This window comes from Candidatus Krumholzibacteriia bacterium (genome assembly GCA_029865265.1).
In the GTDB taxonomy this organism is placed as follows: Bacteria; Krumholzibacteriota; Krumholzibacteriia; order WVZY01; family JAKEHA01; genus JAKEHA01.
In genome coordinates this window covers 17,518-44,337 of record JAOUHG010000027.1, presented here as the reverse complement: position 1 = coordinate 44,337, position 26,820 = coordinate 17,518, and the positions used below count along the sequence as shown (strand labels likewise).

Below are 26,820 nucleotides of genomic sequence, written 5' to 3'. Positions count from 1 at the left end.
GCCGCCACCGCGCACACCAGCGCGGTGAAGATCAAACGCATCCACGCCACCGGCGGCTCTTCCAGCTCCTCCTTGTTCAGGTTGAGGAGCATGATGGTGAAAATGATCAGCACCATGATGGCGCCGGCGTAAACCAGCACCTGCAGGATGAACACGAACTCCGCGTTGAGCATGGCGAAGAGGCCCGCCAGCGACACCAGCGAAAGAATGAGCGAGAACGCCCCCGACAGCGGGTTGCGCAGGCTCACCATGAGCAGTCCGCCCAGCACCGCGAGTGCGGCGAATATGTAGAACAGGATGGCCATTTATTTGCCCATCAGGATCAGGACCAGACCCGTCAGCAGTATGTTCACGAACGACAGCGGGATCATGTTCTTCCACCCCAGGCGCATGAGCTGGTCGTACCGGAAGCGCGGGAGCGACCAGCGCACCCAGATGAACACCCAGCACCAGAAGATGGTCTTCACGGCGAACGCGCTGATCTGCGCCACCAGTGTTACCGTGCGCGCGCCCCACTCGGGGAGCGAATTCATACCCGCCACCTTGAACAGGAAGAACAACATGGCCACACCCACCAGGATGTTGAGTGTGCCCAGCACGTTGCCCTCCTGGTCGCGCATGTCACCGAAGCCGCCGACGCGCATGCGGCGTGCCCAGATGAACATGATCACCGCGAAGGCCAGCGCGCCCACCCCACCCACGCCCAGCATCACCTTGAGCCACACGTGCGCATGCGCCACGATGGTCTCGGTCGGGAACCACGGAATCTGCCAGCCGCCGAAGAACAGCGTGGTGATCATGGCGGCGGAAAGCACCATGGCCGCGTACTCACCCATATAAAAGAGGGCGAAACGCATGCCGCTGTACTCAACGTGGTAGCCGGCCACGATCTCGGACTCGCCCTCGGGCAGGTCGAAGGGGTTGCGGTTGGTCTCGGCGAACGCCGCCACGATGAAGAGGATCGCGCCCAGCGGCTGCACCACCACGCCCCAGCGCGGCAGGAAGCCCCACAGCAGGTCGCCCTGGCCGCGCACGATCTCGTTGAGCTGCACGGTGGAGAACACCATGAACACGCCCACCAGCGCGAGCCCCAGCGGAATCTCGTAGCTGATCATCTGCGCGGTGGAGCGCAGCCCGCCCATCAGCGCAAACTTGTTGTTGGACGACCAGCCCGCCAGCACGATGCCGTACACGTTGAGCGAGGTGACCGCGAGGATATAGAGAATGCCCGCGTTGAGGTCCGCCACCTGCATGGAGATGTTGCGCCCCGCCACCAGGAAATGGTCCGCCCAGGGAATCACCGCGAACGAGGTGAGGATGAACGTGAACCCGAGCACCGGCGCAATCATGAAGTAGGTCCGGTTCACCTGCGGGGGGATCATCATCTCCTTCATGAGGAGCTTGACCACGTCGGCGATATTATGAATGAGGCCCGCGAGGCGGATGCCGAGGACGGCGGCGCGGTTGGGACCGGCGCGGTCCTGGATGAAGGCCGCGCCCTTGCGCTCGAACCAGATCAGCACCGGTATGAGCGACAGCGCAAAAGCCCAGATGAAGATGGCCTTGCCGCCGATGATGGCGAAGTCAACCCAGTTGGGTGTCATGTTGGTACTTCTATCACCCCGCCACCGGCTGCGCGGCGGCACGCGCTCCCGTGGCTCCCAGTTTGTTCAGGTCCACGCCCGCAAAGGCGGGCACCACGTCCATGATTGCCTTGCGCACGTGCGCAACCGACTCGTGCGGCTTCACGCCGAGCAGCGAAGACAGCAGCGCATCCGCGATGCGCCACTCCGACTCGCCCTTTGCGTCGATCGCGGGACGCAGCTGCTGCACGTGCCCCTCGAAATTGACCACCAGGCCGTCCTTCTCCGCGAAGGTCAGGCCCGGAAAGACCATCTCGGCGCGCTCGGTGAGCACCGACGCGCACCCCGAGAAGGCCACGATGCGCTTGGCGTCGGCGAGGATCGCGTCCAGCGCCGGCGAGATGTGCGTATTGAATCCAACCGCCAGCAGGACGCCGTCGCTGCCCAGTGCGCCCGTCACCACCGACGCGTCCGCGCCGGCGGTGAGATCGATGACGCGCAGGCCGAGCATCTCGGCACCCTTTGTGTTGGGGTGCCGGTCGGCGCGGCGCAGAATCTTGTCGGTGACGCCGTCGGGCACGTGCCGCGCCACCAGCACGGTCGCGTTGAGGCACTCCGCCCCCAGGCGCCGGAACAGGAACATCTCTTCCAGCGTGGCCGTGGCGGAGAGCAGAATAACGCTCTTGCGCGCCGTGGCCGCGTCCGCCTTGCCGGCCGGCCGCAGGCCCAGCATCTCGCGGATGGCCGACACCGCCTCCTGGCCCGAACACGGCAGTATCTCGCCACCGCGCCGCAGGGCGGGGGTTTGCAGGCGGTCGTGATTGACGAACTGGTAGTTCAAGCGGCCCTCGTCGCACGCCCAGTAGCCGTTGACGTCCGGATTGTGCCGCGGGCGCATGCGATATATTTGACCCTTTTTGCTCTGGATCTGCATGCTGCAGCCGCGGGCGCACGTGGTGCACACCGAGTTCGTGTTCTTGAGGAACCAGGTGGCCGAGTCGAAACGGAAGTCCTTGGAGGTAAGCGCGCCCACCGGGCACAGGTCCACGGTGTTGATCGAGTACGGGCTCGTCACTTCCTGTCCCGGGAAGGTGGTGATGTAGGCCTCGTGGCCGCGCCCGGCGATGTAGAGCTGCTCTTCGCCCGCGACATCGCGCAGGAAACGCACGCAGCGGTCGCACAGCACGCAACGCTCCTGGTCGAGGATGAGCGTGGGCCCGATGTCACTGGCCTTTTCCTTCTTGAAGCGCGTGAAATCCTGGCGGCTGTTCTGGAGGTCGTGCTCCATGTAGTAGTTCTGCAGCGTGCACTCGCCGGCCTTGTCGCAGATGGGACAGTCCAGCGGGTGGTTGAGCAGCAGCATCTCCTCCACCGACGCGCGCGCGCGTTTCGCCGCGGCGCTGTTGGTGTCCACCACCAGGCCCTCGCTCACCACCGTCTTGCACGAGATACCCAGGCGCCCGCCGCGCTCTGTAATAAATTCCACCTGGCACATGCGGCAGTTGCCGTCGGGGCCGAGCCCGGGGTGGTAGCAGAAGTGCGGCACGTCGATGCCGTGCTCGGCGCACACGTCGATGAGCAGCGCGCCCTCGGCCGCCTGCACCTGCTTGCCGTTGATGGTGAGCGTTACCGGCATCAGTGCGCCCCCGCTTCCAGGTTCACGCCACCCGGCATCAGCTTGCGCTCGGGCGGGTTGGCCTTGTCGATGTACGCCTCGAACTCGGGGCGGAATTTCTTGATGTAGCTGGCCGTGGGAATGGCGGCCGAGTCCGCCAGCACGCACACCGTGCGCCCCGTCATGTCGGGGCAGATGGCGAGCAGCGTATCGATGTCCTCGGGGCGTCCCCTGCCCGCGCGGATGCGGCTCACCAGCTGGTACATCCAGTAGGTTCCCTCGCGGCACGGCGGGCACTGTCCGCACGACTCGTGCGCGTAGAAGCGCAGCACCACCTCGAGCGCGCGTACCACGCAGGTGTCCTCGTCGAGCACCATGATCGCACCCGAACCCACCATGGAGCCCGCCGCCGCGATCGACTCGTAATCCAGGTTCACGTTGCGCGCCTCTTCGGCGGTGAGAATGGCCGACGACGAACCGCCCGGGATGACGGCCTTGAGCTTCCTGCCGCCCTTGATGCCGCCGGTGGACTTCTCGATGAAGTCCCACAGGTTCACGCCGAACTCGCTCTCGTACACGCCGGGACGCTCCACCATGCCGCTGATGGAAAACAGCATGGTCCCCTTGCTCTTCTCGGTGCCGATGGCCGCATAGGCGGCGGCGCCGTTCTCCATGATCCACGGCAGCGCGGCGATGGTCTCGACATTATTGACCACGGTCGGGCAACCAAAGGCACCCACCACCGCCGGAAACGGCGGCTTGGGACGCGGCTGACCCTTCTTGCCCTCGAGCGACTCGATGAGGCCCGTTTCCTCGCCGCAGATGTACGCGCCCGCGCCGCGGTGCACCACCACGTCGAGGTCGAAGCCGGAGCCCTGGATGTTCCTGCCGAGGTAACCCTTCGCGTACGCCTCCGCCACTGCGGCGCTGAAGCGCGCAATCGGAAAGTCGTACTCGCCGCGGATATACACGTAGGCGGTCTTGATCCCCACCGCGTAGCAGCACACAATGATGCCTTCGATGAGCGCGTGCGGGTCGAACTTGAGAATGAGCTGGTCCTTGAAGGTGCCCGGCTCGCCCTCGTCGGCGTTGACGCACAGGTACTTGGGCTTGTCGGTGTTCTTTGGAACGAAGCTCCACTTCATGCCGGTCGGGAAGCCGGCGCCGCCGCGGCCGCGCAGCCCGGAGCGCTTGACCTCTTCGATCACCTCGTCGGGCTTCATGCCGAACAGTTTGGGGAGCGTGCGGTAGCCGCCGTTGGCCAGATAACCCGCCAGCGTGTGGTTGTCCTTCTTGTCGAAGCGCGTGCTGATGATGGTGTGTGACATCGCGTTCTTCGTCTTCAGCGGCCGGTATCTTCCGATGCCGGATCGCGCCCCGCCTTGCAGGCGTCGATGATCCGCTCGAGTTTCTCCACCGACAGGTTCTCCCAGTAACGGTTATCCATGCGCATCACCGGCGCGGTTCCGCACGAACCCAGGCACTCCACCATCTCCAGGCTGAACTTGCAGTCCGCGGTTTTCTCGCCGGGGCCGATGCCGAGTTTCTTGTGGATGACTGCCTGCAGGTTCTCGCAGCCGAGCATGTCGCAGGTGAGCGTGCGGCAGATCTGGATGTGGTGCTTCCCCATGGCCTCGGTCTTGAACATGGAGTAGAACTCGACCACCGCGAACACGCTCACCGCGGTCTGCTCCAGCCTCTTCGCCACGTATTCCATGGACTCCACCGTGAGGTGTCCCTCCTGCTCCTGCGCCAGCCACAGCGCGGGCAGAACCACCGCGCGCTTGCTGGGGTACTTCGGCAGCAGCTCCTGGAAGCGCTTCTCGTTCTCGGGTGAGAACGCAAAGGGTTTCCCGGTGCTGACGATGGCGTGGTGTCCGTGCGACATGGGTCTTACCGGTCCAGCTCTCCCGCGATCACGTTGAGCCCGCCAAGGATGGCAACGATGTCCGCCACCATGCCGCCCTCGATGAGAAATTTCAGCGTGTTCATCGCGTAGAAGCACGGCGGGCGCACCTTGATGCGGTACGGGTGGCCGCTGCCGTCGCTTATGATGTAGAAGCCGAGCTCGCCGTTGGGCGTCTCGATGGCGTCGTAGATGCGCCCCGGCGCGGGCTTCACGCCCTCGATCACCAGTTTGAAGTGGTTGATGAGCGCCTCCATGGAGGTGTGCACCTTCTGCTTGGGTGGCAGCACCACGTTCTTGTCGTCCACGATCACCGGACCGTCGGGAATCATGTCGATGGCCTGGTGGATGATCTTGAGGCTCTCGTCCATCTCCTCGATACGGCACAGGATGCGGTCGAACACATCGCCGTTCACGCCCACCGGGATGTCAAAGTCAAAGTTCTCGTAGCCGTAGTACGGCTGCACCTTGCGCAGGTCCAGGTCGGCGCCGGTGGCGCGCAACGTGGGTCCGGTCCAGCCGAAACTCATGGCGTCTTCCTGGCTGATCACGCCGACGCCGCGCGTGCGGTCCTGGAAGATGCGGTTCTTCTGGGTGAGGCCGCGTACGTCCGCGATGGCCTTCGGGATCCCCTTGAGGACGGTCTTGACGTTGTCGCGCCAGCCATCGGGGAGATCCCACGCCAGGCCGCCCACGCGCGTGTAGCTGTAGGTGAGGCGGGCGCCGGTGAGCGCCTCCAGCAGGTCATTCAGCTTCTCGCGCGCGTTGAAGAAGTACCAGAAGTTGGTGAGCGCGCCGATGTCCACGATGTTGGCGCCGCAGCAGATCATGTGGTCCATGATGCGCTGGATCTCCATGATGATCACGCGGATCATGATGGCGCGCGGCGGCACTTCCAGGCCCATCATCCGCTCCACCGCCTTGCAGTAGCCCACGTTGTTGGTGAGGCCGCTGCAGTAATTGAGGCGGTCGGTGTACGGGATGACCTGGTTGTACTGCTTGATCTCGACGATCTTCTCGAAACCGCGGTGCAGGTAGCCGATGTCCACGCCGGCCTTCTCCACCGTCTCGCCGTCGAGCTGGCAGTACACGCGGAAGGTGCCGTGGGTGGCCGGGTGCGTGGGCCCGATGTTGATGAACATCGGCTGGGTGTTGATGTCGGGGAGTGTGAGGCCCTCGTTGAAGTCGTCGCGCAAGGGGTCCACGTCGCCGTCGAAGTCCTTCGCCGAATACCGCGGGCGTTCCTGGCCGTCGCGGGGGACGAAGTCCTCGATGTTGAATGTCTTCGGGTCGGCCATGGTCTATTTCGGCTCGTTCAGTTCTTCGGTCATGTCCGAGGTGGACGAGCACCACTGCCCCGCCATCACCGGGTAATCCTTGCGCAGCGGGTGCCCCTTGAACTCGTGGTGCGTCAGCAATCTCTTCAGACAGGGATGCCCGACAAAGTTGAATCCGAACATCTCGAACGCCTCCCGCTCCGCCCAGTTGGCCGACTTCCACAGGTCGGTGGCGGTGGGCACATCCATGTCCAGCTCCGGCACCGGCACTTCCACGCGCACGCGCACGTTGTTTGGCACCGAGTACAGCATGTAGTTGAGTTCGAATCGCTCGCGGTACGACGGCAGGTTCATGCAATCCACGCCCGCCATGTCCATGAGCATGTTGAAGCCGTGGTCGTCCTTGAGGTGCGCGAGCACGTCGTGCACGGCGGACTTGCTCACCACGAAGGTGCAGTCGCCGAACGCGCGGTCCACGTCGATGATGCCCTCGCCGAACCGGCTCTTGAGGGCGGTGACGATGGCGTCGTGCTGGGTGCTCTGCTTGTCTGCCACTGGCTTCCTAGTCCTGGTTGTCGCGGAATTTGTCCACGACCTCGTGACGGCGCGGCACGCCGCGTTTGGTTACGGGCTCCTTCGCAATCCGTTCCTGCAGCTTCAAAATGGCGTCGAGGATGGCCTCGGGGCGCGGCGGGCAGCCCGGGATGAACACATCCACCGGGATGAACTGCTCGATTCCCTGCACCGTCGCATAGTTGTCGTAGAAACCGCCGGAACACGCGCAGGCGCCCATGGAGATAACGTACTTGGGTTCGGGCACCTGGTCGTAGATGCGCTTGAGCACCGGGGCCAGCTTGTAGTTGATGGTGCCCGCGACGAGGATCACGTCCGACTGGCGCGGCGAGAAGCGCACCAGCTCGGCGCCGAAACGCGAGATGTCAAAATCGCTCGACACCACGCCCATGAACTCGATGGCGCAGCACGCCGTTCCGAACGGCAGCGGCCACAGCGAGTTCTTCCGTCCCCAGCGCACCATGTCGTCCAGGCGCGTGGTGATGATGCCGGTCTCGTCCTTGGTGACCGGATTGATCATGTCCTGGTTTATTCCCACTCCAGCGCCCCTTTCTTCCACACGTAGAACAGTCCGAGGAGCAGAACTGTCAGGAATATCGTCATTTCAACCAGTCCGAATAAACCGAGTTCACGGAAGAGCACGGCCCACGGATAAATGAAGACGGCTTCGATGTCGAAGATGATGAAGAGCAGCGCCACCAGGAAGAATCGCACCGAGAAACGGTGCCGCGTGTCGCCGATCGACTCCACGCCGGACTCGAAGGGCGTGAACTTGCGCGGACTGCCCTGGCGTGGGCCGGTGACGCCCGCGATCCCGAGCATGATCAACGGGATCATGAGCGCGAGCGCAAAGAGAACCAGCACCGGGACGTATTTCAGGGCAAGCGTCATGTGTCGCTAGCGCGGACGTTGAATTTGGGATGATTCTGGAACCGGGGGGTCTTTGTAACCAATTTCACAAAGATCTCCGTGCTCAAGTTACCGCGAACCCCGGCGGGGTGTCAACGTGGATCGCGGGGTCGGGAACGGCCCGGTTTCGCGGCTGCGGGCAGGGGCCCGGGCGTGTTAGAGTCGGGCGTTCCCGGGTGCGATCCGGAGCCATAACACAATGTATTACAATAAATTAGGCATATTCGTGCGGGTCCCGGTGCCCGGCGCGGTGAAGACCCGGCTCGTCCCGCCGCTCACCCCGGACGGCTCTGCCAAGCTCTATCTTGCTTTTTTACATGACCTTACCGCCAGGCTCCAGCGCACCCGCCTGCGGCCCACGGTGTTCGTCTCCGGGGGCAGCCCCGCGGACCTGGCCCCGGTGCTCCCGCGCGGCTGGCCGGTGGCCGAACAGCGGGGCGAGGCGCTGGGTGAGCGCCTGGCGGCTGCCTTCGAGACGCTGCTGCAGTCCCCCGGCGCCCGCGCGGTCATCATCGGCTCCGACAGCCCCGACCTTCCCCTGACCCACGTCAAGCGCGCCTTCCGGCTGCTCAAGCATCGCGACGTCGTCCTCGGCCCCGCGCTGGACGGCGGGTATTACCTGGTGGGGTTGCGCGCCATCGCGCCGGCGCTGTTTCGCGACATCCCCTGGGGCAGCGCGGCGGTGTTCGCGCGCACGGTCGACGCGGTACACAAGGCCGGTCTGTCGTTGGCGCTGACCCCGCCCTGGTACGACGTGGACGACGCGGCGTCGCTGGCAATGCTGAAGTCGCTGTGCGACGCGCGTCGCGTCGCCGCCGGCGAGCGGCTGGTTCACGTGGAGCGCGCGCTGGAAGAGATCGGATACTGAGGCGGGTTACGGACGGGAACGTGTGCCTACGGAAACAGCCGGAACGGCCGGTTGGGAATCTCGCGGAAGGCGCCGTTGAGGTGGTGGATGTCGCCGAGCAGGTCGACGCGCGCGCGGCCCTGCGGAAACAGAACCCGCGTCACCGACGCGTTGCGGATCTTGAACTGCCACAGGTCATCGAGTTTCATGCCCAGCAGCGCGGTCAGATAGACGCAGATCACGCCGCCGTGCGTCACCACCGCGATCTCCCCCTTCGGGTGCGTCTCGCGGATTCCCTTCATCTCCCGCACCACGCGCCGCCGGAACTGCGCCACCGTTTCCGCGCCCGCGATGCGCACCGCGCTGGGCTTGTGAAACCACAGGTGCACCTGGCGCGGGTAGCGCTTGCGCAGCGTGCTCGCCTTGAGCCCCTCCCACGCGCCAAGGTTGATCTCGCGCAGGCCCTCGCGCGCGTTCACGTCCACGCGGTCGCCCAGGGCGATGCGTGCGGTCTGCAGCGTGCGCCTGGAGGGGCTGGCGTACGCGGCCACGAAGTCCACGTAGCCGAGGCGCTCGCCGGTGCGGCGCGCCTGGGTGTGACCCAGCCGGCTCAACGTCGACTCGGTGTGCCCCTGGACCCGCCCCACCCGGTTGAATCCGGTCTCGGCGTGGCGAATGAGATACAACACCTGCATGGTGCGGGCATAGTAATGTGCGCGCGGCGGCGGCGCAACCAGCACCGGGAAGAATTGCCCGCGCGCACCCGGTCGCGTATGCTCCCGGTTACCGGCGCGGCTCCCGCCGCGCGGAAAGGCCGCCATGATCCCGATCGTCTCCGAAGCCATCGACGCCTACGCCGCGGAACATTCCTCGCCGGAGCCAGCCCTGCTTGCCGAGCTCGCGGAAGAGACGCGCGCCAGCATGGACAGCCCGCAGATGATGGTGGGGCATTCCGAAGGCCTCTTCCTGCGCCTGCTCGCGCGCCTGATGGGCGCGCGGCGCGTGCTGGAGATCGGCACCTTCACCGGCTACAGCTCGCTGTGCCTGGCCGAGGGCCTGCCCGCGGACGGCCGCGTCATCACCTGCGACGTCGACCCCCGCGCCACCGCCATCGCCCGCCGCTACTGGGCGCGCAGCGCGCACGGGGCCAAGATCACGCTGGAACTGCGCCCGGCCCTGGAGACCCTCGCCGGCCTGCGAGGGCCGTTCGACATGGTGTTCATCGACGCCGACAAGCAGAACTACATCCGCTACTGGGAGGCGTGCGTGCCGCACGTACGCGCCGGCGGCGCGCTGCTGGCCGACAACGTGCTGTGGAGCGGCAAGGTGCTGGATCCGCGCGAGAAGGACGACCATGCCATCGTGGCCTTCAACCAGCACGTTGCGCGCGACCTGCGCGTGGAGCGCGTGGTACTGCCGCTGCGGGACGGACTGACCCTGGCCGTCAAACGCTGACGGCAAGGCGCAACCGGAGGATCAAAGGCGTGCCCGTTTCCAGAATATCGGCGTGGGTGCGCGCGGTGCGCGCCGAGTACATGCCCTTCGTGGTGTTGATGTTCGGCGCGGGAGCGGCGGCCGGCGCGCTGGAGGCGCGCGCCTTCGATCTCCCGCGCGCGCTCGTCGCGTGCGCTTCACTGCTGCTGATCTACGTCGCGGCCGCGCTCACCAACGAGCACTTCGATTATCCGGGTGACATCGTCAACCGCAGCCCGGGCCGCTTCTCGGGCGGATCGCGTACCCTCGTGACCGGCGCCATGACCCGCGACGCCGTGGTGCGTGGCGCGGCGATCGCCATCGCCGCGCTGGGTGCGGCCTCGGGTCTGCTGCTGGCACTCACGCCGCACGCGCTGCGCATGCCCACGCTGGCCCTGCTGGTGCTGGGGCTCGCGCTGGGGCTGGGCTACAGCGCGCCACCGGTGCGCCTGTGCCAGCGCAGCCTGGGCGAGATCAGCGCGGCCCTCGGCCTGGGCGTTTTCCCCGCGCTGACCGGATGGGTCACGCAGGGCGGCGCGCGCACGGACCCGTTGCCCTGGCTCATCGCCATGCCGGCATTCTGCGCCCTGCTGGCGTTTCGCACGCTCGCCGGCATCCCCGATATTCGCGCCGACGAAGCGGTGCGGCGGCGAACCTACGCGGTGGTATTCGGCCCCCGCGGCGCGGCGGGGATCGCGGCGGCGGCGGCGATCGCGGCCAGCCTGGGCGGCATCCTGCTCTGGCAGGACCGCATCGTGTCCGGCTGGTACGGCGCGGCCTACCTGGTCACGGTCCCGCACGCGCTGTGGCTGGCGGTTACAGCCCTGGCGGCGGTCCGGCGCCCGGAATCCGCGCGCCCCATGGACGGTGTGCTGCTCAACGGCCTGCTGTTTGCGCTCTGGTTCGGGCTGATTCCGTTGGCCTTCTTCGCCCGGCTGGTGCGCGGCTGACCGCGATTGCGCACATGACGCTCGACGGGGACAGCGGGTTGTGCCCATACTCTGCGCCAGCGCCATCGCAGCGGGAGGAATCATGGTCGGAACAATCCTGAGGGCGTTCGTGGCGATAGCGGTCATCGTCGCCTTCGCGGGACTCGTCGGGATCTTCATCATGGCGGGGGTCGCGAGCACGCACGACGTGGTCCCCATCCCGGTGCCGTCCACGAGCTACCTGGCCTCCTATCAGAACGACTACATGGACGCCTACCGCGCGCCGCTCGTCTACAACACCTATCGTAATATCGACCGCGTGGCGGAGAACGCCTACCACTTCGGCGCCCGGGAGATCTATCGCGACGAGGACGAGGTGGTGTTCGAAGGGTACCGGGGCGGAATCCGCTTCTTCATTTCCTACATGCTCGAGCGCAAGACCAACCCCAACACGCTCACCGTGGTATCCATGGCGCGCGTGCACGGCAGGCGCAGCGTCTACCTGTGGAAGCTGGTGCGGCCGATCCACAAGCGCCTCGCCCCCTATCTGCTCGACCGCATGGCGCAGGCCGCCCCGGATTGAGGACGCGGCGGCCGGTTGCGCGGCCGGGCGCCAGCGGTTATGATCGGGGCGAACCCCGCCGCACCCGGTGTACAAGTGGTGTGGATCCGGTGCGACCCGTCACCCATCTCCCGACACTCATTATGATGAAACGATTTAGTGCGGTCCTCCTGGCGCTGGCCGTGTCGGCGCTGCAACCATTTACGGATGCGCGCGCCATCGATCTGGCGCCGGATCCGTTCGCCGAACCGGTTACCGCGTCCGGTTTTGTCTCGCTGTCCAACGTGCCGCAGGGCGGCAACGCGCAACTGGCGGTCGAAGTCCAGATCCGTGAGCCGTGGCACGTCAACGCCCACAAGGTCACCGAGGATTTCCTGGTCCCGACCGAGGTCACCTTCGAGTTGCCGCCGGGGATGACGCTGCGCGGCACGGTCTACCCCGCGGGCGTCAGCATGAAGCTCGACTTTTCCGAGTCCCCGCTGCTGCTCTACGAAGGCACGGTGCGGATCGGAGCGGTGGTGGACGTGGCGGCGGACGCCGCGCTGGGCGAGACCACCGTGGTCGCCCGCGTGACCTACCAGGCGTGCGACAACGAGAAGTGCCTGCTGCCCCAGACCATCGACGTGGAGATCCCGGTGCGCATTTCGTCGCCGCGCGAATCGGTGGACCTGGCCAACACCGAGGTCTTCGACCGCATGGATTTCTCTTCCATCGCGTCCGCGACACAGCCCGGCGAGAAGAACGCGCTGCAGAGCGCAATCGCCCGGCGCGGGTTGCTGTTCGGATACATCCTCGTGTTCCTGGGGGGCCTGGCGCTCAACCTGACGCCGTGCGTGTATCCGATGATTCCCATCACGGTGAGCTACTTCGGCGGACAATCGCGCGGCCGTGGCTCGCGCACCATGCTGCTGGCAGTGCTGTACCTGCTGGGCATGGCCACCATGTACTCCGCCCTGGGACTGGTGGCGGCGTTCACCGGCAGCCTGTTCGGCAGCGCGCTGCAGAACCCGCTGGTGCTGGTGGTGGTGGCGCTGGTGATGGTGGGGCTTGCGATGTCGATGTTCGGGTTCTACGAGATCCGCGTCCCCATGCGGCTCGCGGGTGTCGCCGGCACCGCCAAGCAGGGCGCGCTGGGCTCGTTCCTGATGGGGCTCACCGTGGGCATCGTGGCCGCACCCTGCATCGGGCCGTTCGTGCTCGGCCTGCTGACCTTCGTGGGCGAGTCGGGCAGCCTGTTCCTCGGCTTCTCGCTGTTCTTCGTGCTGGCACTGGGGCTGGGGCTTCCCTTCGTGGTGCTGGCGGTGGCGTCCGGCAACATCGCGCGCCTGCCCAAGTCCGGCGAGTGGATGGAGTGGATCCGCAAGCTCTTCGGCGTGGTGCTGCTGGCCATGGCGGTGTACTTCCTGCGCCCGGTGGCCGGCGACTCGCTGTACTTCGGGTTGCTGGGTGCGGTGCTGGTGATCGGCGGCGTGCTGCTGGGCTTCATGGTGCGTGCGCGGTCGACCTCCATCTTCTTCAACGCGTTCCGGCGCTTCGTCGGCGTGGCCATGCCGCTCTACGGCCTCTACCTGATCCTCGCGCCGGGCAATATCCTCGGGCGTAGCGACCAGCCCGGCATTGCCTGGATCCCCTACACGGAGAGCGCGCTGGCAGAGGCCATCGGCAACGGGCAGCCGGTGGTGATCGACTTCTCGGCGGACTGGTGCCTGCCGTGCAAGGAGCTCGAGCACCAGACGTTCAACCAGCCCGAGGTGATCGAGGCGGCGCGGGGCGTGGTTCCGCTGAAGGCGGACCTCACCGAGCACGGTTCGGCGGATGTGCGCGCGGTGCGCGAGAAGTTCGACATTCGCGGCGTGCCCACCATCGTCTTCATCGACGCCCGGGGTGCGGAGCGGGACGACCTGCGCGCGGTGGAGTTCATCGACAAGAAAGAGTTCCTGGAACGATTGTCGGGAATCACCGGGTCGGCCGCGCAGGGAGGCGAACGTTGAAACTGGCGAGTTTCGGCCCCGCCGGAGAGGAGCGCCCGGGGCTGGTGGTGGGTGAAACCATCGTCGACCTGCGTGCGGTGTCACCGTCGCTGCCGGCCACGGTGCGCGAGATGCTGGGCGGCGACATGCTGGACGAAGTGCGCGCGATCGGCGCGCGCGCGGCGTCACTGCCGGGAACCGTGCGCTTGCCCATGGCGGAAACGCGTCTCGGCCCCGTGATCACCAATCCATCCAAGATCATCTGCCTGGGTTTGAATTATGCGGACCACGCCGAGGAACAGGGCAAGACCGCGCCGGATTATCCCATGATGTTCGCCAAGGGCCCCAACTCTCTGTGCGGAGACGGCGACACGGTTCCCTACCCCCTGGGGGTGGAACAGTTCGACTACGAGGTCGAGCTGGCCTTCGTCATCGGTAAACGCGCGCGCCGCGTGCCGCTGGAACAGGCGTACGACCACGTGGCCGGCTACGCGGTGTTCATGGACCTGTCCGCGCGCGATCTGCAGGCACGCGAGAAGCAGTGGTTTCGCGCCAAGAGCGTGGACGGCAGCGGTCCGCTGGGACCGTGGCTGGTTACCCGCGACGAGATCCCCTCCCCGCACCAGCTCGGCATTTCCCTGACGCTCAACGGCGAGACCATGCAGGACAGCCGCACGGATCGCATGACCTTCACCGTGGACTTCCTGGTGCATCACATCTCGCAGACCGCAACCCTGGAACCGGGCGACGTGGTTGCCACAGGAACACCCGCGGGTGTCGGGGTCTACCGCAAGCCGCCGCGTTTTCTGGCGCGCGGCGACCGTCTGGTCGCAACCATCGAGCGCATCGGTTCGCTCGCATGCACCATCGGGTGAGCCGGGCGCCCGCAGAAGCCCCGCCTTCAGGCCCGCCGCGCGGACCCATCCTCATCGTATCGCCGTGGGAGACGGTGTGGTCGCTGGATGGCGAGCAGAACATCGCCGCCGGTGTTTCCGACGACGACCGCTTCATCGACGGCTTCACCGCGGCGGGATACGCCATCCATTTTCTGCGTCCGCGTTCGCGCGTGCGCGACCCGCGCGTACACACGCACTTCTATCCCAATTTCTTTCGCGCCACGCGCCGGTTGCCCACCTTCCTGCGCCGGCCGCTGTGGCCGCTGCTGTTCGACCTGGTGGTTGCGCCGAGGGCGCTGCGTCTGGCACGCGCAATCGACGCGCGCCTGGTGCTGGGGCACTCGCACTACACCACCTGCACCACGTGGCGCATCGGCCGCACGCTTGGCATTCCCGGCGTGGTGAAGTTGTTCGGCGTCATGGACCTGGTGCACACGGAGTGGCCGCCGCTCAAGTACTGGTTCAAGAACCTGGAGCAACTGCGCGCGCTCCGCTACCCGCAGGATGCGTGGATCGTGCTCGACGACGGCACGCGCGGCGGCGAAATTCTGCGACGCCAGGGTATCCCCGCGGACAGGGTTCACTTCCTTCCCAACGGACTCGACCTCGACTGGATGGAGCGCCCGGTGGATCGCGCAGACGCGCGGGCGCGGCTGGGGATCGCCCCGGGTGCACGCGTGGTGCTGTTTCTGGCCCGCCTGGTACCCTCCAAACGGCCCCTGGACTTCATCCGCGCCGCGCAGTCGCTGGTGCAGCGGGGCCACGGTGATGTGAGTTTCATCGTCGCCGGCGACGGTGTCGAACGCGCCCGGTGCGAAGCAGCCGCGGGGGACAACGCGGCCGCGATCCGCTTCCTGGGAACGGTGCCTCACGACGACGTGCCGGGCCTGCTGGCGGCGAGTGACGTGTTCGTCTCCACCAGCACACTCACCAACCGCGCGCTGCCCACCTGCGAGGCGATGATCTGCGGCGTGCCGGTGGTGGCCTACGACACCGGTGATACCGCCACCGTGGTGCGCCCCGGCGAGAGCGGCGCACTGGTGGCGGATGGCGACGTGACCGCGCTGGCGGATGCCATCGAGCTGCTGCTGGAGAGCGACAGCGCGCGCGCGCGCATGGGCGAATCGGCGCAGCGCTTAGCGCGCGAGACCTTCGCATCCTGGGACGCGCGCATCGCCATGGAAGTGGCCATCATCGAGGCGCTGCTCGGGGCGCGCTAGTCGCGCGGACAAAAAAAGGCGCCCGGATGGTGACACCCGGGCGCCCGAATTCAGCCGGCACTCACCGAAACGTCACGACGTCTCCGCGATCAGCTTCTCCACCGCCGCCTCGAGCTGCTGTCCGCGCAGCGATTTGTAGCGGATCTTGCCCTGCCGGTCCACCAGCAGCGTGGTCGGGATGGATTTGATCCCGTACATCTGTGCGATGTCGTTGTTCCAGAACTTGCCGTCGAAGTACTGCGGCCATTCGATTCCCTGCTGCTGGATGTACGCATCGAGCTTGTCGCGCGACTGGTCCAGCGAGATGCCGACGATCTCGAAGCCCTTGGCGTGGTACTTCTTGTACACGCTCTTCACATTGGGCATCTCCGCAATGCACGGGCCGCACCAGGTGGCCCAGAAGTCGATGAGCAGCACCTTGCCGCGGTAGTCCGCCGGGGAGAGCTTCTCGCCCTTGATCCCCTTGACCGAGAACGCGATGGGTTCCTTGCCCACCGCCAGTTTGCGCTCGGCGCCCAGCATTGCCATGTTGCTCTGAACAAACTGCGTCAACCTGGGGTTCACATCACTGAAATTGGTGAGGATGGTCTTGTACTCGCCTTCGGCGTCGTCGTACTTACCCGCGCCGCGGAACGCCTCCGCCAGGTAGAAATGCGCGTAGGCGATCTTCTGCCGGTCGCTCGGATCCGCCTTGTGCAGGAACTCGCTCAACATCAGCGCGGCCTGCTCGTTGTCCTGCACGCTGTAGCTCAGCGCGCCCAGCTGGAACGCGGCGTCCAGCGCCTCCGGCGTGCCGGGGTACTGGGCCCGGAAGGCCTTCAGCTTGGCCTGCATCTCGCCGAAGATCCGCATCTGCTCCTCGGGCGAATTGGACCCCGACGCCTGGCGGGAGAGCATCTCGATCTCGCCGGTCAGGTTCGCATACACCTCGGACGCGTCCGCGCCCGCGGGAAGCTCCGCCGCCGACGCGGGGATGCCGAGCGGCCGGGTCTCCTCCACCTGGGTGGCCCCTTTGGGCTCCTGGGCGTCGCCCTTCTTCATGCCGACGGCAAGAACACCGGCCAGCAGAACCACCATCCCCATACCCGCTGCCAAAACGACTTTGTTGTTCATCTGTGGCTCGTGTCCTTGCTACATCGCGCGCGCGACGACCGCGACGCGGATCGCCGGCTCCTGCGAGTCATTGGTGTGAATGATCATCTCCGCCGATTCAATGTGCCGGGACTGGCGCTTCATGGGGGGACGGAACGTCACCAGGACGCGGTACTGGCGCCCGCCCGAAATCGGTTCGGGCACCGCCACGAAGTTGGGGTTGTTCAGGTCGACACCCGTCACCTCGAACTCGCTGCCCTTCGACAGCATCACGCTCTTGGTAACCTCCGAACCCCCGGCTTCACGGTCCCCAAACCGCACCGCCCCGAAGTTCAGCGTGATCGGGCTCACCGAAATCGAACCCTTGGTCATCACGTTCACCTGGATCTCCGACTTGGGCGACAGCTTGCTGTTGGTGTGCACGAACAGCGAACCGTAGGTGGTGAGCGTCGGAAGCTCCGGGTTCTTGTAGATGTCGATCGCGTATTCACCCGGAGTGCCGGTGGGCGCGAACGTGTACGTGATCTTGTCGTCCACGTTGGAGGTGAGCCTGGTTACCTTGAAGTCCAGGTCCCTCTCGTTGCTGGTCACCATGAGCTGACGCCGTACGGTTTCACCGTGCATGCCGTGCAATACCACGGTCCCCTCCGGCCTCAGGTTGAGATAGGGGACCTCCGATCCGGCGATGGCAATGGAGAACGACCGCTTGACGGGATCGTTGGTTCGCACGGTCGCCGACTTGCTGAACACCCCGTGCACCCTCGCCCCGTCTACCGCCATGTTGATTTTGCCCTCCTGACCAGGAGGGATGACCTTGTCGAACTCGGCCACGGTGCATCCTCACCCAGGCTTGACGTCCTCGATGAGCAGGTCCGCCTTGCCGCGGTTGCGCACCACGAAGACGTGCCTGTACTCGGCCTGTTCGAACACCTCCCCGAAGTCGAAGGTGGTCTCGACAAACTCGGCGACGGGGTGTTGCCCGTTGTCCTGCGCGCCAATGGCGCCGGCCACGATCAGCAACACGCCGACGAGTACCGCTGCTGTGACTGCTCTATTCATCGATGCACCACACCATCCCGCGCTACATGGCGCGTGCAACCAGGTGAACCTTGACCGACGGCTCGCGCGGGTCCGACGTGCCGATTACGAGTTCGCCCACCTCGCGGTGGGTCGCGCTGGTCTTCGCGGGCGGCACAAAGGTCACTTCCACCTTGTACTGCTTGCCCGGCTCCACCGGCTCGATCTTGGCGGAGAAGTTCTTGTTGTCGATGACGACGTCCTTGAGGTCGAACGTCCCGTCCGTCTTCAGGATCATTACCGACTTGGTGACCGGGTTGCCCGCGGCACCCTTGGCTCCGAACTGGACCATGCCGTAGTTGAGTGTCTGCGGCGTCACGCTGATGGACCCCTTGGTCATCACGTGCACCTGCAGGATGGTCTCGGGCGACTTCTCGCTGTTGGTGGCGACGGTGATGTTGCCATACGCCGACGACGGCGGCGTATTCATCTTCTTCTTCACGTCGAGAACGAACGATCCCCTGGCGTCGCCCGGCTTCACCTGGTACTCGATCTTGTCGTCGATATTGGACGTGACGCCGGTGATCTTGAGATCGAATTCCTTCTCATTGGACGTGAGCGTGACCGACTTCTCCACCGCCTCGTCGTAGCGCCCGTGCAGGTAGATGGTTCCCTCGGGCACAACGTTCAGAAATGGAATCTCGTGGCCCGCGATGGTGATGGTGAGTTCCGGGTGTTCCGGATCGTTGGTCTTCACGACGGCCGTCTTGGCGAACTCACCGTGCACGCGCTCGCCGTCGAGGACGAGCTCGATCTTTCCCTCGCCGCCGGGGGCGATGACCTTGTCGTATTTGGCCACGGTGCATCCGCACGCGGGCTTGACGTCTTCGATCACGAGGTCGGCGGTGCCGCGGTTGCGCACCGTGAACGAGTACTCGTACTTGGCGCGCTCGAATACCTCGCCGAAGTCCTGGCGCATGCGCGGAATCTCGACGGACGGTTTGTTCTCCGCGGCCGCCCCACGGGGAAGGCTCGCGACCACGGCGGCCCCCACACACAGGGCAAGCACTCCGGTCCCGAGCGGCACGAATCGGTTTCTCATGGCAAACGTTCTCCTCTTGAGGTCTTCAGAAGTCTGAAACTTGTTGTCTGACAACAATCTGTCTCGATCGGGCGGCGCCCTGCGGCTGCACGTTCGGGTGCCTCGTTATTATACAGTCCGGCGCAGATCGGTTCCACGCCGTTTTGCGGCCCACGGCGGGGTGGAAACGGACGTGGGGTATTGATCAATTCGTTATGCCGTGGTATCTTACACCCATTGGCGCCCTCGCGGGCGCTTTTAGCGACACCTAAATCGCACCAAACGAGTCCGAATTCAAATGAAGCTGCCATGTCGTCCATCCCGCTCCGCCTCGCCCGGTCCCTGCAGGGCTCGGAGAACGAGTCGATCCTGTCGCGGATCGGCCGTACACCGCTTTTCCGCCTCGAACGCATAGACCGCGCCTTTCCCAACGTCTCCATCTACGCCAAGGCCGAGTGGCTCAACCCCGGCGGGTCGGTCAAGGACCGCCCGGCGCTGCGCATGATCCTCGCCGCCGAGCAGGACGGGCGCCTCAAGCCGGGCATGACCATCCTCGACGCCACCTCCGGCAACACCGGCATCGGCTACGCCATGATCGGCGCCGCGCGCGGCTACCCGGTGCGGCTCGCGCTGCCAGCCAACGCCAGCCCGGAGCGGATTCGCATCCTCGAGGCGTACGGCGCCGGGCTCACGCTCACCGACCCCGCCCTGGGCAGCGACGGTGCCATCGAAGCGGCGGGCCGCATCGCCGCCGCGGAACCTGAGCGCTACGCGTATCTCAACCAGTATGACAACGACGACAACTGGCGCGCGCACTACGAGAGCACCGCGCCGGAGATCTGGAACCAGACCGCCGGGTGCCTCACCCACTTCGTGGCGGCGCTGGGCACGAGCGGGACGTTCACCGGGACGGCGCGCCGCCTGCGCGAGCTGAACCCCGCCATCCGCGCGATCTCCGTGCAGCCGGACGCGCCCTTCCACGGGCTGGAGGGGATGAAGCACATGCCCACGGCACGCGTCCCCGGCATCTACGACCCGTCGCTGGCGGACGAGAACATCGAAATCCAGACCGAGACCGCGCACCGCGCGGTCAAGCGGCTCATCCGGGAAGAGGGCATGCTGGTGGGCGTCTCCTCGGGAGCCGCCATCGCGGCGTGCATCGAAGTCGCGCGGTCGATTCCGCGCGAGCGGCACGCGATGATCGTGACAATCTTTGCCGACAACGGCGAGAAGTACCTGAGCGAGCGCTTCTGGGAGGAGACCCCCGAGGCGGTGGCCGACGAAGCCGCGGCACCGTCGCTCGCCCACCTGGAGGACACGCCGTGATTGCCATTGCCCCGGAGTTGATGCGCGCGATCCACGCGCACGCGCGGCGCACCTACCCGCACGAGTGCTGCGGGGCGCTGCTGGGGGCGCTGGCCGCGGACGGCGCGCGGGAGGTCGCAGCACTGCACGAGGCCGACAACCGGCGCGAGGCATCCGCGGCGGCGCGGCGCTTTCTCATCACGCCCGACGACTACCGCGCCATCGAGCGCGATGCGCGCGCGCGGTCGCTCGAGGTGCTGGGCTTCTACCATTCACACCCCGACCACCCCGCGCGCCCGTCGGACTACGACCGCGAGCACGCGTTTCCGTGGTATTCCTATGTGATCGTGTCCGTGCGGGACGGTGTCGCCGGCGAGACCACCAGCTGGATTCTCGACGACGACCGCACCGCCTTCGCGGCCGAGACAATCGTGGAGGCGCTGCCGGACTCCCCGGCGCGCGCCCCGAAGCGAGGATGATTCTCATGGCCAATTCGATTCTGATTCCCTCCGCCCTGCGCCGCTTCACCGGTTCCGCCGAATCCGTCGAGGTGGAAGCCGCCACCGTGGGCGAAGCGCTGTCGCGCCTGGTGGCCGCGCACGGCGAACTGAAGAAGCACCTGTTCGACGAACACGGGCGCTTGCGCAGCTTCGTGAACGTGTACGTCAACGACGAAGACGTGCGTCACCTGCAGAAGGACGCCACCCCGCTCAAGGCGGGCGACGTGGTGAGCATCGTGCCGTCGATTGCGGGCGGCGCGCCGGACGTGTACGCGGTGGAGGGACTCTCGCCCGAGGAGATCAAGCGCTACAGCCGCCACCTCATCATGCCCGAGGTGGCCGTCGACGGGCAGCTCAAGCTCAAGCGGGCACGCGTGCTCATGATCGGCACCGGCGGGCTGGGCGCACCCGCGGGGCTGTACCTCACCGCGGCCGGCGTGGGCACCATCGGGCTGGTGGACTTCGACGTGGTGGACGTCACCAATCTGCAGCGCCAGGTGACGTTCGGGACCCGGGACGTGGGACGGCCCAAGCTGCAGGCCGCGCGCGAGCGCCTGCAGGATCTCAATCCCGCGGTGACCTTCGAGCTGCACGAGACGCGGCTCACCAGCGACAACGCTTTGGAGATCATCAAGGACTATGATATCGTGGTCGACGGCACCGACAACTTCCCCACGCGCTATCTCGTGAACGACGCGTGCGTGCTCGCGGGCAAGCCGTACGTGTACGGGAGCATCTTCCGCTTCGAGGGGCAGATCACGGTGTTCGCGGCCCAGGACGGGCCGTGCTACCGTTGCCTCTACCCCGCTCCCCCGCCGCCGGGGCTGGTGCCGAGTTGCGCGGAGGGCGGCGTGCTGGGTGTGCTGCCCGGAATCGTGGGCGCCATCCAGGCCAACGAGGCCATCAAGTGGATTCTCGGCGCGGGCGAGTCGCTGGCGGGGCGGTTGTTGTTGTTCGACGCGCTCAAGATGCGCTTCCGCGAACTCAAGCTGCGCAGGAGCGACGAGTGCCCGGTGTGCGGGCCCAATCGCACCATCCACGAACTGATCGACTACGAAGAATTCTGCGGCATCCGCGGAGAAGAGGTGCAAGACGACATGGCGGTTCCGGCCATCGGCCCCAAAGAATTGAAGAAACGACTCGACGCGGGCGAGGACGTGTTCGTCCTCGACGTGCGCGAGCCGCACGAGAAGCAACTGTGTCACATCGGCGGCACGCTGATCCCGCTGGGCGAGCTGGCGGCGCGGGTGCACGAGCTGGATTCGTCGCGCGACATCGTGGTGTACTGCCGCACCGGCGTGCGCTCGGCGCAGGCGGTGGGCTTCCTGCAGGACGCAGGCTTCGACAGGGTGTGGAATCTCACCGGCGGCATCCACGCCTGGTCCGATGAGATCGATTCGTCGATTCCGAAGTACTAGCGCTCACTGCCGGCGCCAGTAGCGAGCCATCACGTGCTTCCCCAGCGCGTTCCGTCGGGGGCGACGAACGTGCACCGGCCCTGGTCCCTCACAGAGACTTCGTCGCGGACGCTCGCCGGAATATGCCGCGAGTTACCGTCGGCGCCGACGGTCGAAGATTTGCCACTTGCCGCCTTGCGCGCGTCGCGCCGGCGCTGTCTCGCTTCGGGACTGTGGCGCTCGATGTACTCGCTGAGAATCACCTCGAGCACCTCTGCGAACGTGGCGTCTATTCTGGAGTGGGACAGCAGGGCCTTCGCCTGCTCGTACTTCGCTATCAGTTCATCGCTCGCCAGGAACTGCACCAGCGTCTTCTGTTCCGAGACCACCCAGCTCGGGTTCGCACGCGCCGGTCCCTCCGGCATGGCGCGCTCAGTCTCACGATCGAACAGGACGGCGTCCATGCTGGATGGCATCACCTGCGTGCGAACCGGCTCGATGCGTTCTTCGGCGATCGCCAGCACCGGACCGTACTCCGCCACCACCCGTTTGACCTGCCGGTAGGTGCGGCCGCGTACCCGCGCGACCACGGCGCCGTGGTTGTCTTCGGTCAGGACCGGCTCGATCAGCGAGATGGTTCCCAGGTCCAGTTCACCCCGCTCCAGCAGCCGCAGCACATCCGGAAACTCGCGGATGCAGCGCGCGGCGCGGATGCGCCGGCACGCAGAGGGACTCGAATAGGCGAGCCCACGGACGCAGTAGTCGTGCAGCGAGCTGAAGCCGAGCTCCAGGTAGACCTTGCGCCGCGCGATCTCGTTGAGGTGATGCAGCAGCTCGATCGTGGCCGCGCGCTCTTCCCGGGCGAGCGCGGATGTCCGCGCAACCAGTTCGCGATCGCTCAGGCCGCGAAGGCGGGCGGTGATGTCATGTTCGGGGAGGGTAATCGTCGGGGTGTTCACAGCAGGACCTCCTGGTTGGGACGTTGGCGGGAGGAAGTATTGCTGTGTGAATTATAAGAGGATGATGTTCGATGCTCGCAGCTTGCGTGAGACGCGATAACTCACACGCCGGAGTTGAAAACGCCGCGTTGTGCGCAATGATGTAGCTACGAGAAAATGAGGCGCAAACGAAGACGCGTGCGCGAACGAGCATGGGGGCGCGCAGGCGCGCCCCCGGGAGGCTGTCAAGACAAATGTCTATTTAAACACAAAAACAATCTCACTCGCGGTACAGCGCCTTCACGCGTCACCGGGCACTTACGCCGGGTCTTTTTCGGCATCGGCGAGGAAGCAGAGCCGCTTGTCGATGTCGACCTGGCTCTCGTGCAGCGCACGCCTGATGGTGCGCGGGTAGTTGCCGTCGGGGGTGCGTTCGGCGAGATCGATGATTTCGCGGCGCATGACGCCGCCCTCGGTGCGCAGCACCTCGACCACCGGCCTGTGCAGGAAGCGCGTGTCCGCGTTCTGGCGCGTCACCACGCCCAGCTCGCCCTGCTCCATCTCCACGATGGTCCCCACCGGGTAGAGGCCCATGGCCTGCACGAAGATCTTGGCCACGAACGGATCGAAGATCGAGCCCGCCTTCTGCAGGATGAAGTTGAGCGCGCGGTCGGCGGTGATGGGCTCCTTCTGGTAGGTGCGCCATGCCGTCATGGCGTCGTAGTAGTCCGCCACCGTCACGATGCGGCTGAACAGGCGCAGGTTCCAGCCGCCGGGGCGTTGCGGGTAGCCGTCGTTGTTGTACTGCGCGTGGTGCTGGATGGCGACGAACATGGGATCCACCGCTTCGCGCAGCGCGTGGATGCGCGAGAGTTCCTTGACCCCGAAGAAGGTGTGGTACTTCATGAGGTCCCACTCGCGCTCGTTGAGGTTGCCGGTGGAATTAAGAATGGTGGCCGGCACGTAGGTCTTGCCGATGTCGTGCAGCAGAGCGGCCACACCCAGGCGCGCCACGTCGGGCTTGCTCATGCGCATGCGGTCGGCGATGAGCATGGAGAGAATGCACACGTTCACGCAGTGGGCAAAGGTGTAGGCGTCGAAATTCTTGATGCTTGTGAGCCCGAGCAGCATGGACTCGTCGGTCTGGATGATGTCCACCATCTGCTGGGTGAGGCGCTTGGCCTTGCGCACCTGCAAGAGCTGCTTCTCCTCCGCGGTGCGCAGCACGTTGCCCATGAGCGCCACCGTGCGGAAGTACACGCGCTGGCTCTCCTGGCGCACGTCGGCGCCCTTGCGCGGCGTGTCGGTCAGCGTGGTCTCGCGCTCCACCCACCGGGTGAGGGTAACGGAACCCACCTTGGCCGCCTCCAGGCGGCTCTCGAGTTCGCTGCAGACATCCTCGCCCTCGCCGGACTTGAAGAACTCGATCAGGAAGGTGGCGAGCTGCTCCTCGTTCACCGACTCGCCGAATTCCAGCGCTTCGATGCCCCGCTTCTTCATCTCCGTGATCCAGAATTCGAAGGGCTGGTAGTGCTGCGGCTCCACGTGCAGGCGGAACTCGTTGATCAGCATCATGTCGTTGGACACGCGCAGAAATACCCGGCCCTCGCGATCGAGCAGGCGGCGCATGGGCTGCATGATCTCGGAGAGAGCGCGCTGGGCGGCGCGGTTGGTGGAGTCGTACAGGCGCAGCGTGCGCCCGGCGGCAAACAGATGGATGACCAGCGACTCGCCCTGCACGCGCAGGAAGGAGCGGTCCTCGATGGAGCGTCCGTCGTCGTCGGTGGCGGCACCCACCGTGGTGCCGGCGGCGCCAAAGTGCACGCGGTCCTTGATCACTGGGTCACCCCGGCTTCGGTTTCGCTTTTGCGTCTCTCTTCGGCGCGCGGCTCGCCCGCGGCCAGGGCCGTGGCCAGAGTCTCGCTGGCGCGCGCGGCGCGCAGCCGCACCGCCTCGTTGGAGTCCTCCACCAGGCGGCCCAGCACGTCGAGCGCGGTCTGGTGCTTGATGCGCTCCAGGGCGCGGATTGCGAGCAGCTTGACGTCGGCGCCCTTGCCCCCGCCGATGCGGCGGCGGCGCTCGATCATGGCGCGGATCTGGTCCACGGTATGAATGTCGCCCACCGTGCCCAGGGTGCGGAAGAACGCCTCCTGCTCGTCCGCGGCGCGCTCGTTGAAGTCCTTGCCGAACGCCAGATCGGACAGCTTCTCACGCACGCCGGGCACGTTGCGGTCGTTGAGCGCCTCCAGCACCTTGAGCCGGATGCGCTTGTCGAGGTCGGCCAGCGAGGACAGCAGCAGGTCGGTGGCGTCATCGCCGTCGCGTTTGGAGATCCAGTCGATCATCTCCAGCTTGACGCGTGTCTCGGGGTAGAAAACCAGTTCGCGCAGGCGCGGCGTGAGCGAGAGGTTCATGGCGCGCGCAATGTATACCGCGTCCAGCGCCACCGCGGGGTGCTCGGTGTCAAAGCGGTCCAGCGCCCCCGACATGACCGCGCCACCGTCGTCGCCCGCGATCTGCATGAGCGCGTCGCAGATCAGCCGGTGCGCCTGGACGCCCTCGATGCGGTGCAGCACGCGCGTCAGCGGCTCCACCGCGTCGCGGCCGATGGATTTCGCGTAGCGCAGGGTGGCCTCCATGTACGGCCCGGGCCGGTCGATGCGGTCGAACAGCGCGGCCAGCACCTCGGGGTCGGCCAGCTTGCGCATGAGCTTGTTGCAGAAGTCGCTCACGCCCGCGGGCAGGTCGGGGCGAACCTCGAACTCGCGCACGAACTCGGTGAGGCGCGCGAGGGTCGCGGGCTGTTTCTCGTTGATGGCGTATTCCATGGTGCGATCGATGATGCCCATCACGTCGCGCACGGCGGTTTCGCTCTCGCCGAGCAGCGTGAATACAAAAATGGCCTCCGCGAAGGCGGCCACGCCGTCCTCGGCCTTCTCGGCCTCGAGCTCCCGCGTGTAGATGGCCACTTCCTCGCCGGCGACGGCGAAGCTGGTGCGCAGGAGGCGCTGGTAGAGCGCCTCGCGCTGGCTGTCATCGCCCTCGGGGTGGTGGGCGGCGAGTGTGCGCCGCAGGAAGGTATCGATGGGGTACAGCGCGTCGGCCTGCTGGATGATCACGCGCCCCTTGTCCTCCAGGCTCGGCAGCAGTTCCGGATGGTCGCTGGTCTCGTCGTTGCGGGCCTCCTCCTGGCTCTGCGAGCTTCCCGCGCCGTACTCGTCGGCGAGGTAGTCGTCCATCACCCGGTAGGTGATGTGCTCGAAGTTGGCCGTCCAGAAGCGCGTCACCACGTCCTCGTCGGCGTCACGGCTGTGCAGTTCGCTGGTGAGGATGTCGATCAGCAGGCGGACCTCGTCGCCGATCGCCTGCGGAAAAATTGTCACCTCGCCAATGCCGTCGCGAAAGAGGATGTAGGCAAGACTTTCCTCCCGGCCCGTGTTCTCATAGACCACGTGGTCGTTCCAGCGCATCGTGTACTGGTCAATCGTCAGCACCAGCGCCTCGTCCACCTCGAAGAACTTGCGCAGCGCGGCGTCGAATTCGTTGCGGAACTGCTCCAGGCGTGGATTGTTCTCGGCATAGATCTTCCGGCCATTGACGAGTTTCGTCAGGGCCTTGAGGACCTGCTCGACGATCGCAGCGTTTTCCGGCTGCGTGGCGCTTTCGCGCCCGGCCTTGGTGGACGTATCTTTCATGGCTGAATCGGGAACCCCCGGCCGGATGCAGCAAC

At 65.9% G+C, this 26,820-nt stretch carries 27 protein-coding genes; 10 read left to right on the top strand and 17 right to left on the bottom strand.

The genetic code is table 11. The features are described from left to right. The 9 genes from OEX18_11645 to ndhC form a co-directional block, all read right to left on the bottom strand. A partial coding sequence (locus OEX18_11645) for an NADH-quinone oxidoreductase subunit J (protein ID MDH4337915.1) occupies positions 1-305 on the bottom strand: 305 nt, incomplete at its 3' end. Continuing rightward, positions 306-1,604, bottom strand: coding sequence for an NADH-quinone oxidoreductase subunit H (locus tag OEX18_11640; protein ID MDH4337914.1), 1,299 nt, complete (start codon positions 1,602-1,604; stop codon positions 306-308). Positions 1,605-1,617: 13 nt separating this feature from the next. Next, positions 1,618-3,219: a 2Fe-2S iron-sulfur cluster-binding protein gene (locus tag OEX18_11635; GenBank protein MDH4337913.1), complete on the bottom strand. Its 1,602-nt coding sequence runs from the start codon at positions 3,217-3,219 to the stop codon at positions 1,618-1,620. Then, positions 3,219-4,526 carry an NADH-quinone oxidoreductase subunit NuoF gene (nuoF, locus tag OEX18_11630; GenBank protein MDH4337912.1) on the bottom strand — a complete coding sequence of 436 codons (1,308 nt, stop codon included), beginning with the start codon at positions 4,524-4,526 and terminating at the stop codon, positions 3,219-3,221. Before nuoF ends, OEX18_11635 begins: the two co-directional genes overlap by 1 nt. Before the next feature lie 14 nt (positions 4,527-4,540). After that, positions 4,541-5,086 (bottom strand): NAD(P)H-dependent oxidoreductase subunit E, encoded by a 546-nt coding sequence (locus tag OEX18_11625; GenBank protein MDH4337911.1) that lies wholly within the window; start codon positions 5,084-5,086, stop codon positions 4,541-4,543. Between the two features lie 5 nt (positions 5,087-5,091). Then, a complete protein-coding gene (gene nuoD / locus OEX18_11620; protein MDH4337910.1) occupies positions 5,092-6,402 on the bottom strand; it encodes an NADH dehydrogenase (quinone) subunit D in 1,311 nt (436 codons plus the stop codon). A 3-nt stretch (positions 6,403-6,405) separates the two neighbouring features. Continuing rightward, positions 6,406-6,936, bottom strand: coding sequence for an NADH-quinone oxidoreductase subunit C (locus OEX18_11615; GenBank protein ID MDH4337909.1), 531 nt, complete (start codon positions 6,934-6,936; stop codon positions 6,406-6,408). Positions 6,937-6,943: 7 nt separating this feature from the next. Continuing rightward, positions 6,944-7,474, bottom strand: coding sequence for an NADH-quinone oxidoreductase subunit NuoB (gene nuoB / locus OEX18_11610; GenBank protein ID MDH4337908.1), 531 nt, complete (start codon positions 7,472-7,474; stop codon positions 6,944-6,946). Between the two features lie 8 nt (positions 7,475-7,482). After that, the gene (ndhC, locus tag OEX18_11605) at positions 7,483-7,845 is read right to left on the bottom strand and encodes an NADH-quinone oxidoreductase subunit A (protein ID MDH4337907.1); all 363 of its coding nucleotides are present in this window, start codon (positions 7,843-7,845) and stop codon (positions 7,483-7,485) included. A gap of 268 nt (positions 7,846-8,113) precedes the next feature. Here ndhC and OEX18_11600 point away from each other — a divergent pair, with 268 nt between their 5' ends. Next, entirely contained in the window at positions 8,114-8,731 is a 618-nt protein-coding gene (locus OEX18_11600) for a TIGR04282 family arsenosugar biosynthesis glycosyltransferase (GenBank protein ID MDH4337906.1), read from the top strand. A gap of 26 nt (positions 8,732-8,757) precedes the next feature. On the opposite strand, the gene OEX18_11595 is transcribed toward OEX18_11600, so the two are convergent. After that, positions 8,758-9,555 (bottom strand): histidine phosphatase family protein, encoded by a 798-nt coding sequence (locus tag OEX18_11595; protein ID MDH4337905.1) that lies wholly within the window; start codon positions 9,553-9,555, stop codon positions 8,758-8,760. Between OEX18_11595 and OEX18_11590 the strand changes: the two genes are divergently transcribed. The 6 genes from OEX18_11590 to OEX18_11565 all read left to right on the top strand — a co-directional run bounded on the left by OEX18_11590 (position 9,530) and on the right by OEX18_11565 (position 15,760). Next, on the top strand, positions 9,530-10,165 hold the full coding sequence (locus OEX18_11590; GenBank protein MDH4337904.1) for a class I SAM-dependent methyltransferase: 636 nt from the start codon (positions 9,530-9,532) through the stop codon (positions 10,163-10,165). The genes OEX18_11595 and OEX18_11590 overlap by 26 nt on opposite strands. A 29-nt stretch (positions 10,166-10,194) precedes the next feature. Beyond that, the gene (locus tag OEX18_11585; GenBank protein MDH4337903.1) at positions 10,195-11,133 is read left to right on the top strand and encodes a prenyltransferase; all 939 of its coding nucleotides are present in this window, start codon (positions 10,195-10,197) and stop codon (positions 11,131-11,133) included. An 82-nt stretch (positions 11,134-11,215) separates the two neighbouring features. Then, positions 11,216-11,695, top strand: coding sequence for a hypothetical protein (locus tag OEX18_11580; protein ID MDH4337902.1), 480 nt, complete (start codon positions 11,216-11,218; stop codon positions 11,693-11,695). Between the two features lie 122 nt (positions 11,696-11,817). After that, complete coding sequence (locus tag OEX18_11575; protein MDH4337901.1) at positions 11,818-13,665, top strand: thioredoxin family protein; 1,848 nt, start codon at positions 11,818-11,820, stop codon at positions 13,663-13,665. After that, positions 13,662-14,519 carry a fumarylacetoacetate hydrolase family protein gene (locus OEX18_11570; protein ID MDH4337900.1) on the top strand — a complete coding sequence of 286 codons (858 nt, stop codon included), beginning with the start codon at positions 13,662-13,664 and terminating at the stop codon, positions 14,517-14,519. The genes OEX18_11575 and OEX18_11570 overlap by 4 nt, the downstream gene beginning before the upstream one ends. Next, positions 14,504-15,760 carry a glycosyltransferase family 4 protein gene (locus OEX18_11565; protein MDH4337899.1) on the top strand — a complete coding sequence of 419 codons (1,257 nt, stop codon included), beginning with the start codon at positions 14,504-14,506 and terminating at the stop codon, positions 15,758-15,760. The genes OEX18_11570 and OEX18_11565 overlap by 16 nt, the downstream gene beginning before the upstream one ends. Before the next feature lie 72 nt (positions 15,761-15,832). On the opposite strand, the gene OEX18_11560 is transcribed toward OEX18_11565, so the two are convergent. The 4 genes from OEX18_11560 to OEX18_11545 are packed head-to-tail and all read right to left on the bottom strand — an operon-like array spanning position 15,833 to position 18,971. Next, positions 15,833-16,873 carry a TlpA family protein disulfide reductase gene (locus tag OEX18_11560; protein MDH4337898.1) on the bottom strand — a complete coding sequence of 347 codons (1,041 nt, stop codon included), beginning with the start codon at positions 16,871-16,873 and terminating at the stop codon, positions 15,833-15,835. Positions 16,874-16,891: 18 nt separating this feature from the next. Next, on the bottom strand, positions 16,892-17,683 hold the full coding sequence (locus OEX18_11555; protein ID MDH4337897.1) for a DUF1573 domain-containing protein: 792 nt from the start codon (positions 17,681-17,683) through the stop codon (positions 16,892-16,894). Between the two features lie 9 nt (positions 17,684-17,692). Further along, entirely contained in the window at positions 17,693-17,911 is a 219-nt protein-coding gene (locus OEX18_11550) for a DUF1573 domain-containing protein (protein ID MDH4337896.1), read from the bottom strand. 22 nt (positions 17,912-17,933) lie between these two features. Beyond that, positions 17,934-18,971, bottom strand: coding sequence for a DUF1573 domain-containing protein (locus OEX18_11545; protein ID MDH4337895.1), 1,038 nt, complete (start codon positions 18,969-18,971; stop codon positions 17,934-17,936). A gap of 288 nt (positions 18,972-19,259) precedes the next feature. Between OEX18_11545 and OEX18_11540 the strand changes: the two genes are divergently transcribed. Genes OEX18_11540 through moeB form a run of 3 tightly spaced genes read left to right on the top strand, consistent with a single transcriptional unit; the run spans position 19,260 to position 22,173 of the window. Next, complete coding sequence (locus OEX18_11540; GenBank protein ID MDH4337894.1) at positions 19,260-20,276, top strand: cysteine synthase family protein; 1,017 nt, start codon at positions 19,260-19,262, stop codon at positions 20,274-20,276. After that, positions 20,273-20,734, top strand: coding sequence for a M67 family metallopeptidase (locus tag OEX18_11535; protein ID MDH4337893.1), 462 nt, complete (start codon positions 20,273-20,275; stop codon positions 20,732-20,734). Before OEX18_11540 ends, OEX18_11535 begins: the two co-directional genes overlap by 4 nt. A 5-nt stretch (positions 20,735-20,739) precedes the next feature. Then, positions 20,740-22,173, top strand: a complete 1,434-nt coding sequence (gene moeB / locus OEX18_11530; protein MDH4337892.1) for a molybdopterin-synthase adenylyltransferase MoeB — start codon at positions 20,740-20,742, stop codon at positions 22,171-22,173. Between the two features lie 29 nt (positions 22,174-22,202). Here moeB and OEX18_11525 read toward each other — a convergent pair whose 3' ends face one another. The 3 genes from OEX18_11525 to OEX18_11515 form a co-directional block, all read right to left on the bottom strand. Beyond that, positions 22,203-23,111, bottom strand: coding sequence for a hypothetical protein (locus OEX18_11525; protein MDH4337891.1), 909 nt, complete (start codon positions 23,109-23,111; stop codon positions 22,203-22,205). 297 nt (positions 23,112-23,408) lie between these two features. Further along, complete coding sequence (locus tag OEX18_11520) at positions 23,409-24,929, bottom strand: HD-GYP domain-containing protein (GenBank protein ID MDH4337890.1); 1,521 nt, start codon at positions 24,927-24,929, stop codon at positions 23,409-23,411. Beyond that, positions 24,926-26,785: a HEAT repeat domain-containing protein gene (locus tag OEX18_11515; protein MDH4337889.1), complete on the bottom strand. Its 1,860-nt coding sequence runs from the start codon at positions 26,783-26,785 to the stop codon at positions 24,926-24,928. Before OEX18_11515 ends, OEX18_11520 begins: the two co-directional genes overlap by 4 nt. Between the last annotated feature and the right edge of the window lie 35 nt (positions 26,786-26,820).

What these genes read in the sequence shown, in the direction of transcription:
- OEX18_11640 (MDH4337914.1), bottom strand. Translation starts at nt 1,604, where the DNA reads ATGACACCCAACTGGGTTGACTTCGCCATCATCGGCGGCAAGGCCATC.
- OEX18_11540 (MDH4337894.1), top strand. Translation starts at nt 19,260, where the DNA reads ATGTCGTCCATCCCGCTCCGCCTCGCCCGGTCCCTGCAGGGCTCGGAG.
- OEX18_11580 (MDH4337902.1), top strand. Translation starts at nt 11,216, where the DNA reads ATGGTCGGAACAATCCTGAGGGCGTTCGTGGCGATAGCGGTCATCGTC.
- ndhC (MDH4337907.1), bottom strand. Translation starts at nt 7,845, where the DNA reads ATGACGCTTGCCCTGAAATACGTCCCGGTGCTGGTTCTCTTTGCGCTC.
- OEX18_11625 (MDH4337911.1), bottom strand. Translation starts at nt 5,086, where the DNA reads ATGTCGCACGGACACCACGCCATCGTCAGCACCGGGAAACCCTTTGCG.
- nuoF (MDH4337912.1), bottom strand. Translation starts at nt 4,526, where the DNA reads ATGTCACACACCATCATCAGCACGCGCTTCGACAAGAAGGACAACCAC.
- moeB (MDH4337892.1), top strand. Translation starts at nt 20,740, where the DNA reads ATGGCCAATTCGATTCTGATTCCCTCCGCCCTGCGCCGCTTCACCGGT.
- OEX18_11515 (MDH4337889.1), bottom strand. Translation starts at nt 26,785, where the DNA reads ATGAAAGATACGTCCACCAAGGCCGGGCGCGAAAGCGCCACGCAGCCG.
- nuoD (MDH4337910.1), bottom strand. Translation starts at nt 6,402, where the DNA reads ATGGCCGACCCGAAGACATTCAACATCGAGGACTTCGTCCCCCGCGAC.
- OEX18_11545 (MDH4337895.1), bottom strand. Translation starts at nt 18,971, where the DNA reads ATGAGAAACCGATTCGTGCCGCTCGGGACCGGAGTGCTTGCCCTGTGT.
- OEX18_11595 (MDH4337905.1), bottom strand. Translation starts at nt 9,555, where the DNA reads ATGGCTTCGGAGACGATCGGGATCATGGCGGCCTTTCCGCGCGGCGGG.
- OEX18_11575 (MDH4337901.1), top strand. Translation starts at nt 11,818, where the DNA reads ATGATGAAACGATTTAGTGCGGTCCTCCTGGCGCTGGCCGTGTCGGCG.
- OEX18_11590 (MDH4337904.1), top strand. Translation starts at nt 9,530, where the DNA reads ATGATCCCGATCGTCTCCGAAGCCATCGACGCCTACGCCGCGGAACAT.
- OEX18_11565 (MDH4337899.1), top strand. Translation starts at nt 14,504, where the DNA reads ATGCACCATCGGGTGAGCCGGGCGCCCGCAGAAGCCCCGCCTTCAGGC.
- OEX18_11560 (MDH4337898.1), bottom strand. Translation starts at nt 16,873, where the DNA reads ATGAACAACAAAGTCGTTTTGGCAGCGGGTATGGGGATGGTGGTTCTG.
- nuoB (MDH4337908.1), bottom strand. Translation starts at nt 7,474, where the DNA reads ATGATCAATCCGGTCACCAAGGACGAGACCGGCATCATCACCACGCGC.
- OEX18_11635 (MDH4337913.1), bottom strand. Translation starts at nt 3,219, where the DNA reads ATGCCGGTAACGCTCACCATCAACGGCAAGCAGGTGCAGGCGGCCGAG.
- OEX18_11550 (MDH4337896.1), bottom strand. Translation starts at nt 17,911, where the DNA reads ATGAATAGAGCAGTCACAGCAGCGGTACTCGTCGGCGTGTTGCTGATC.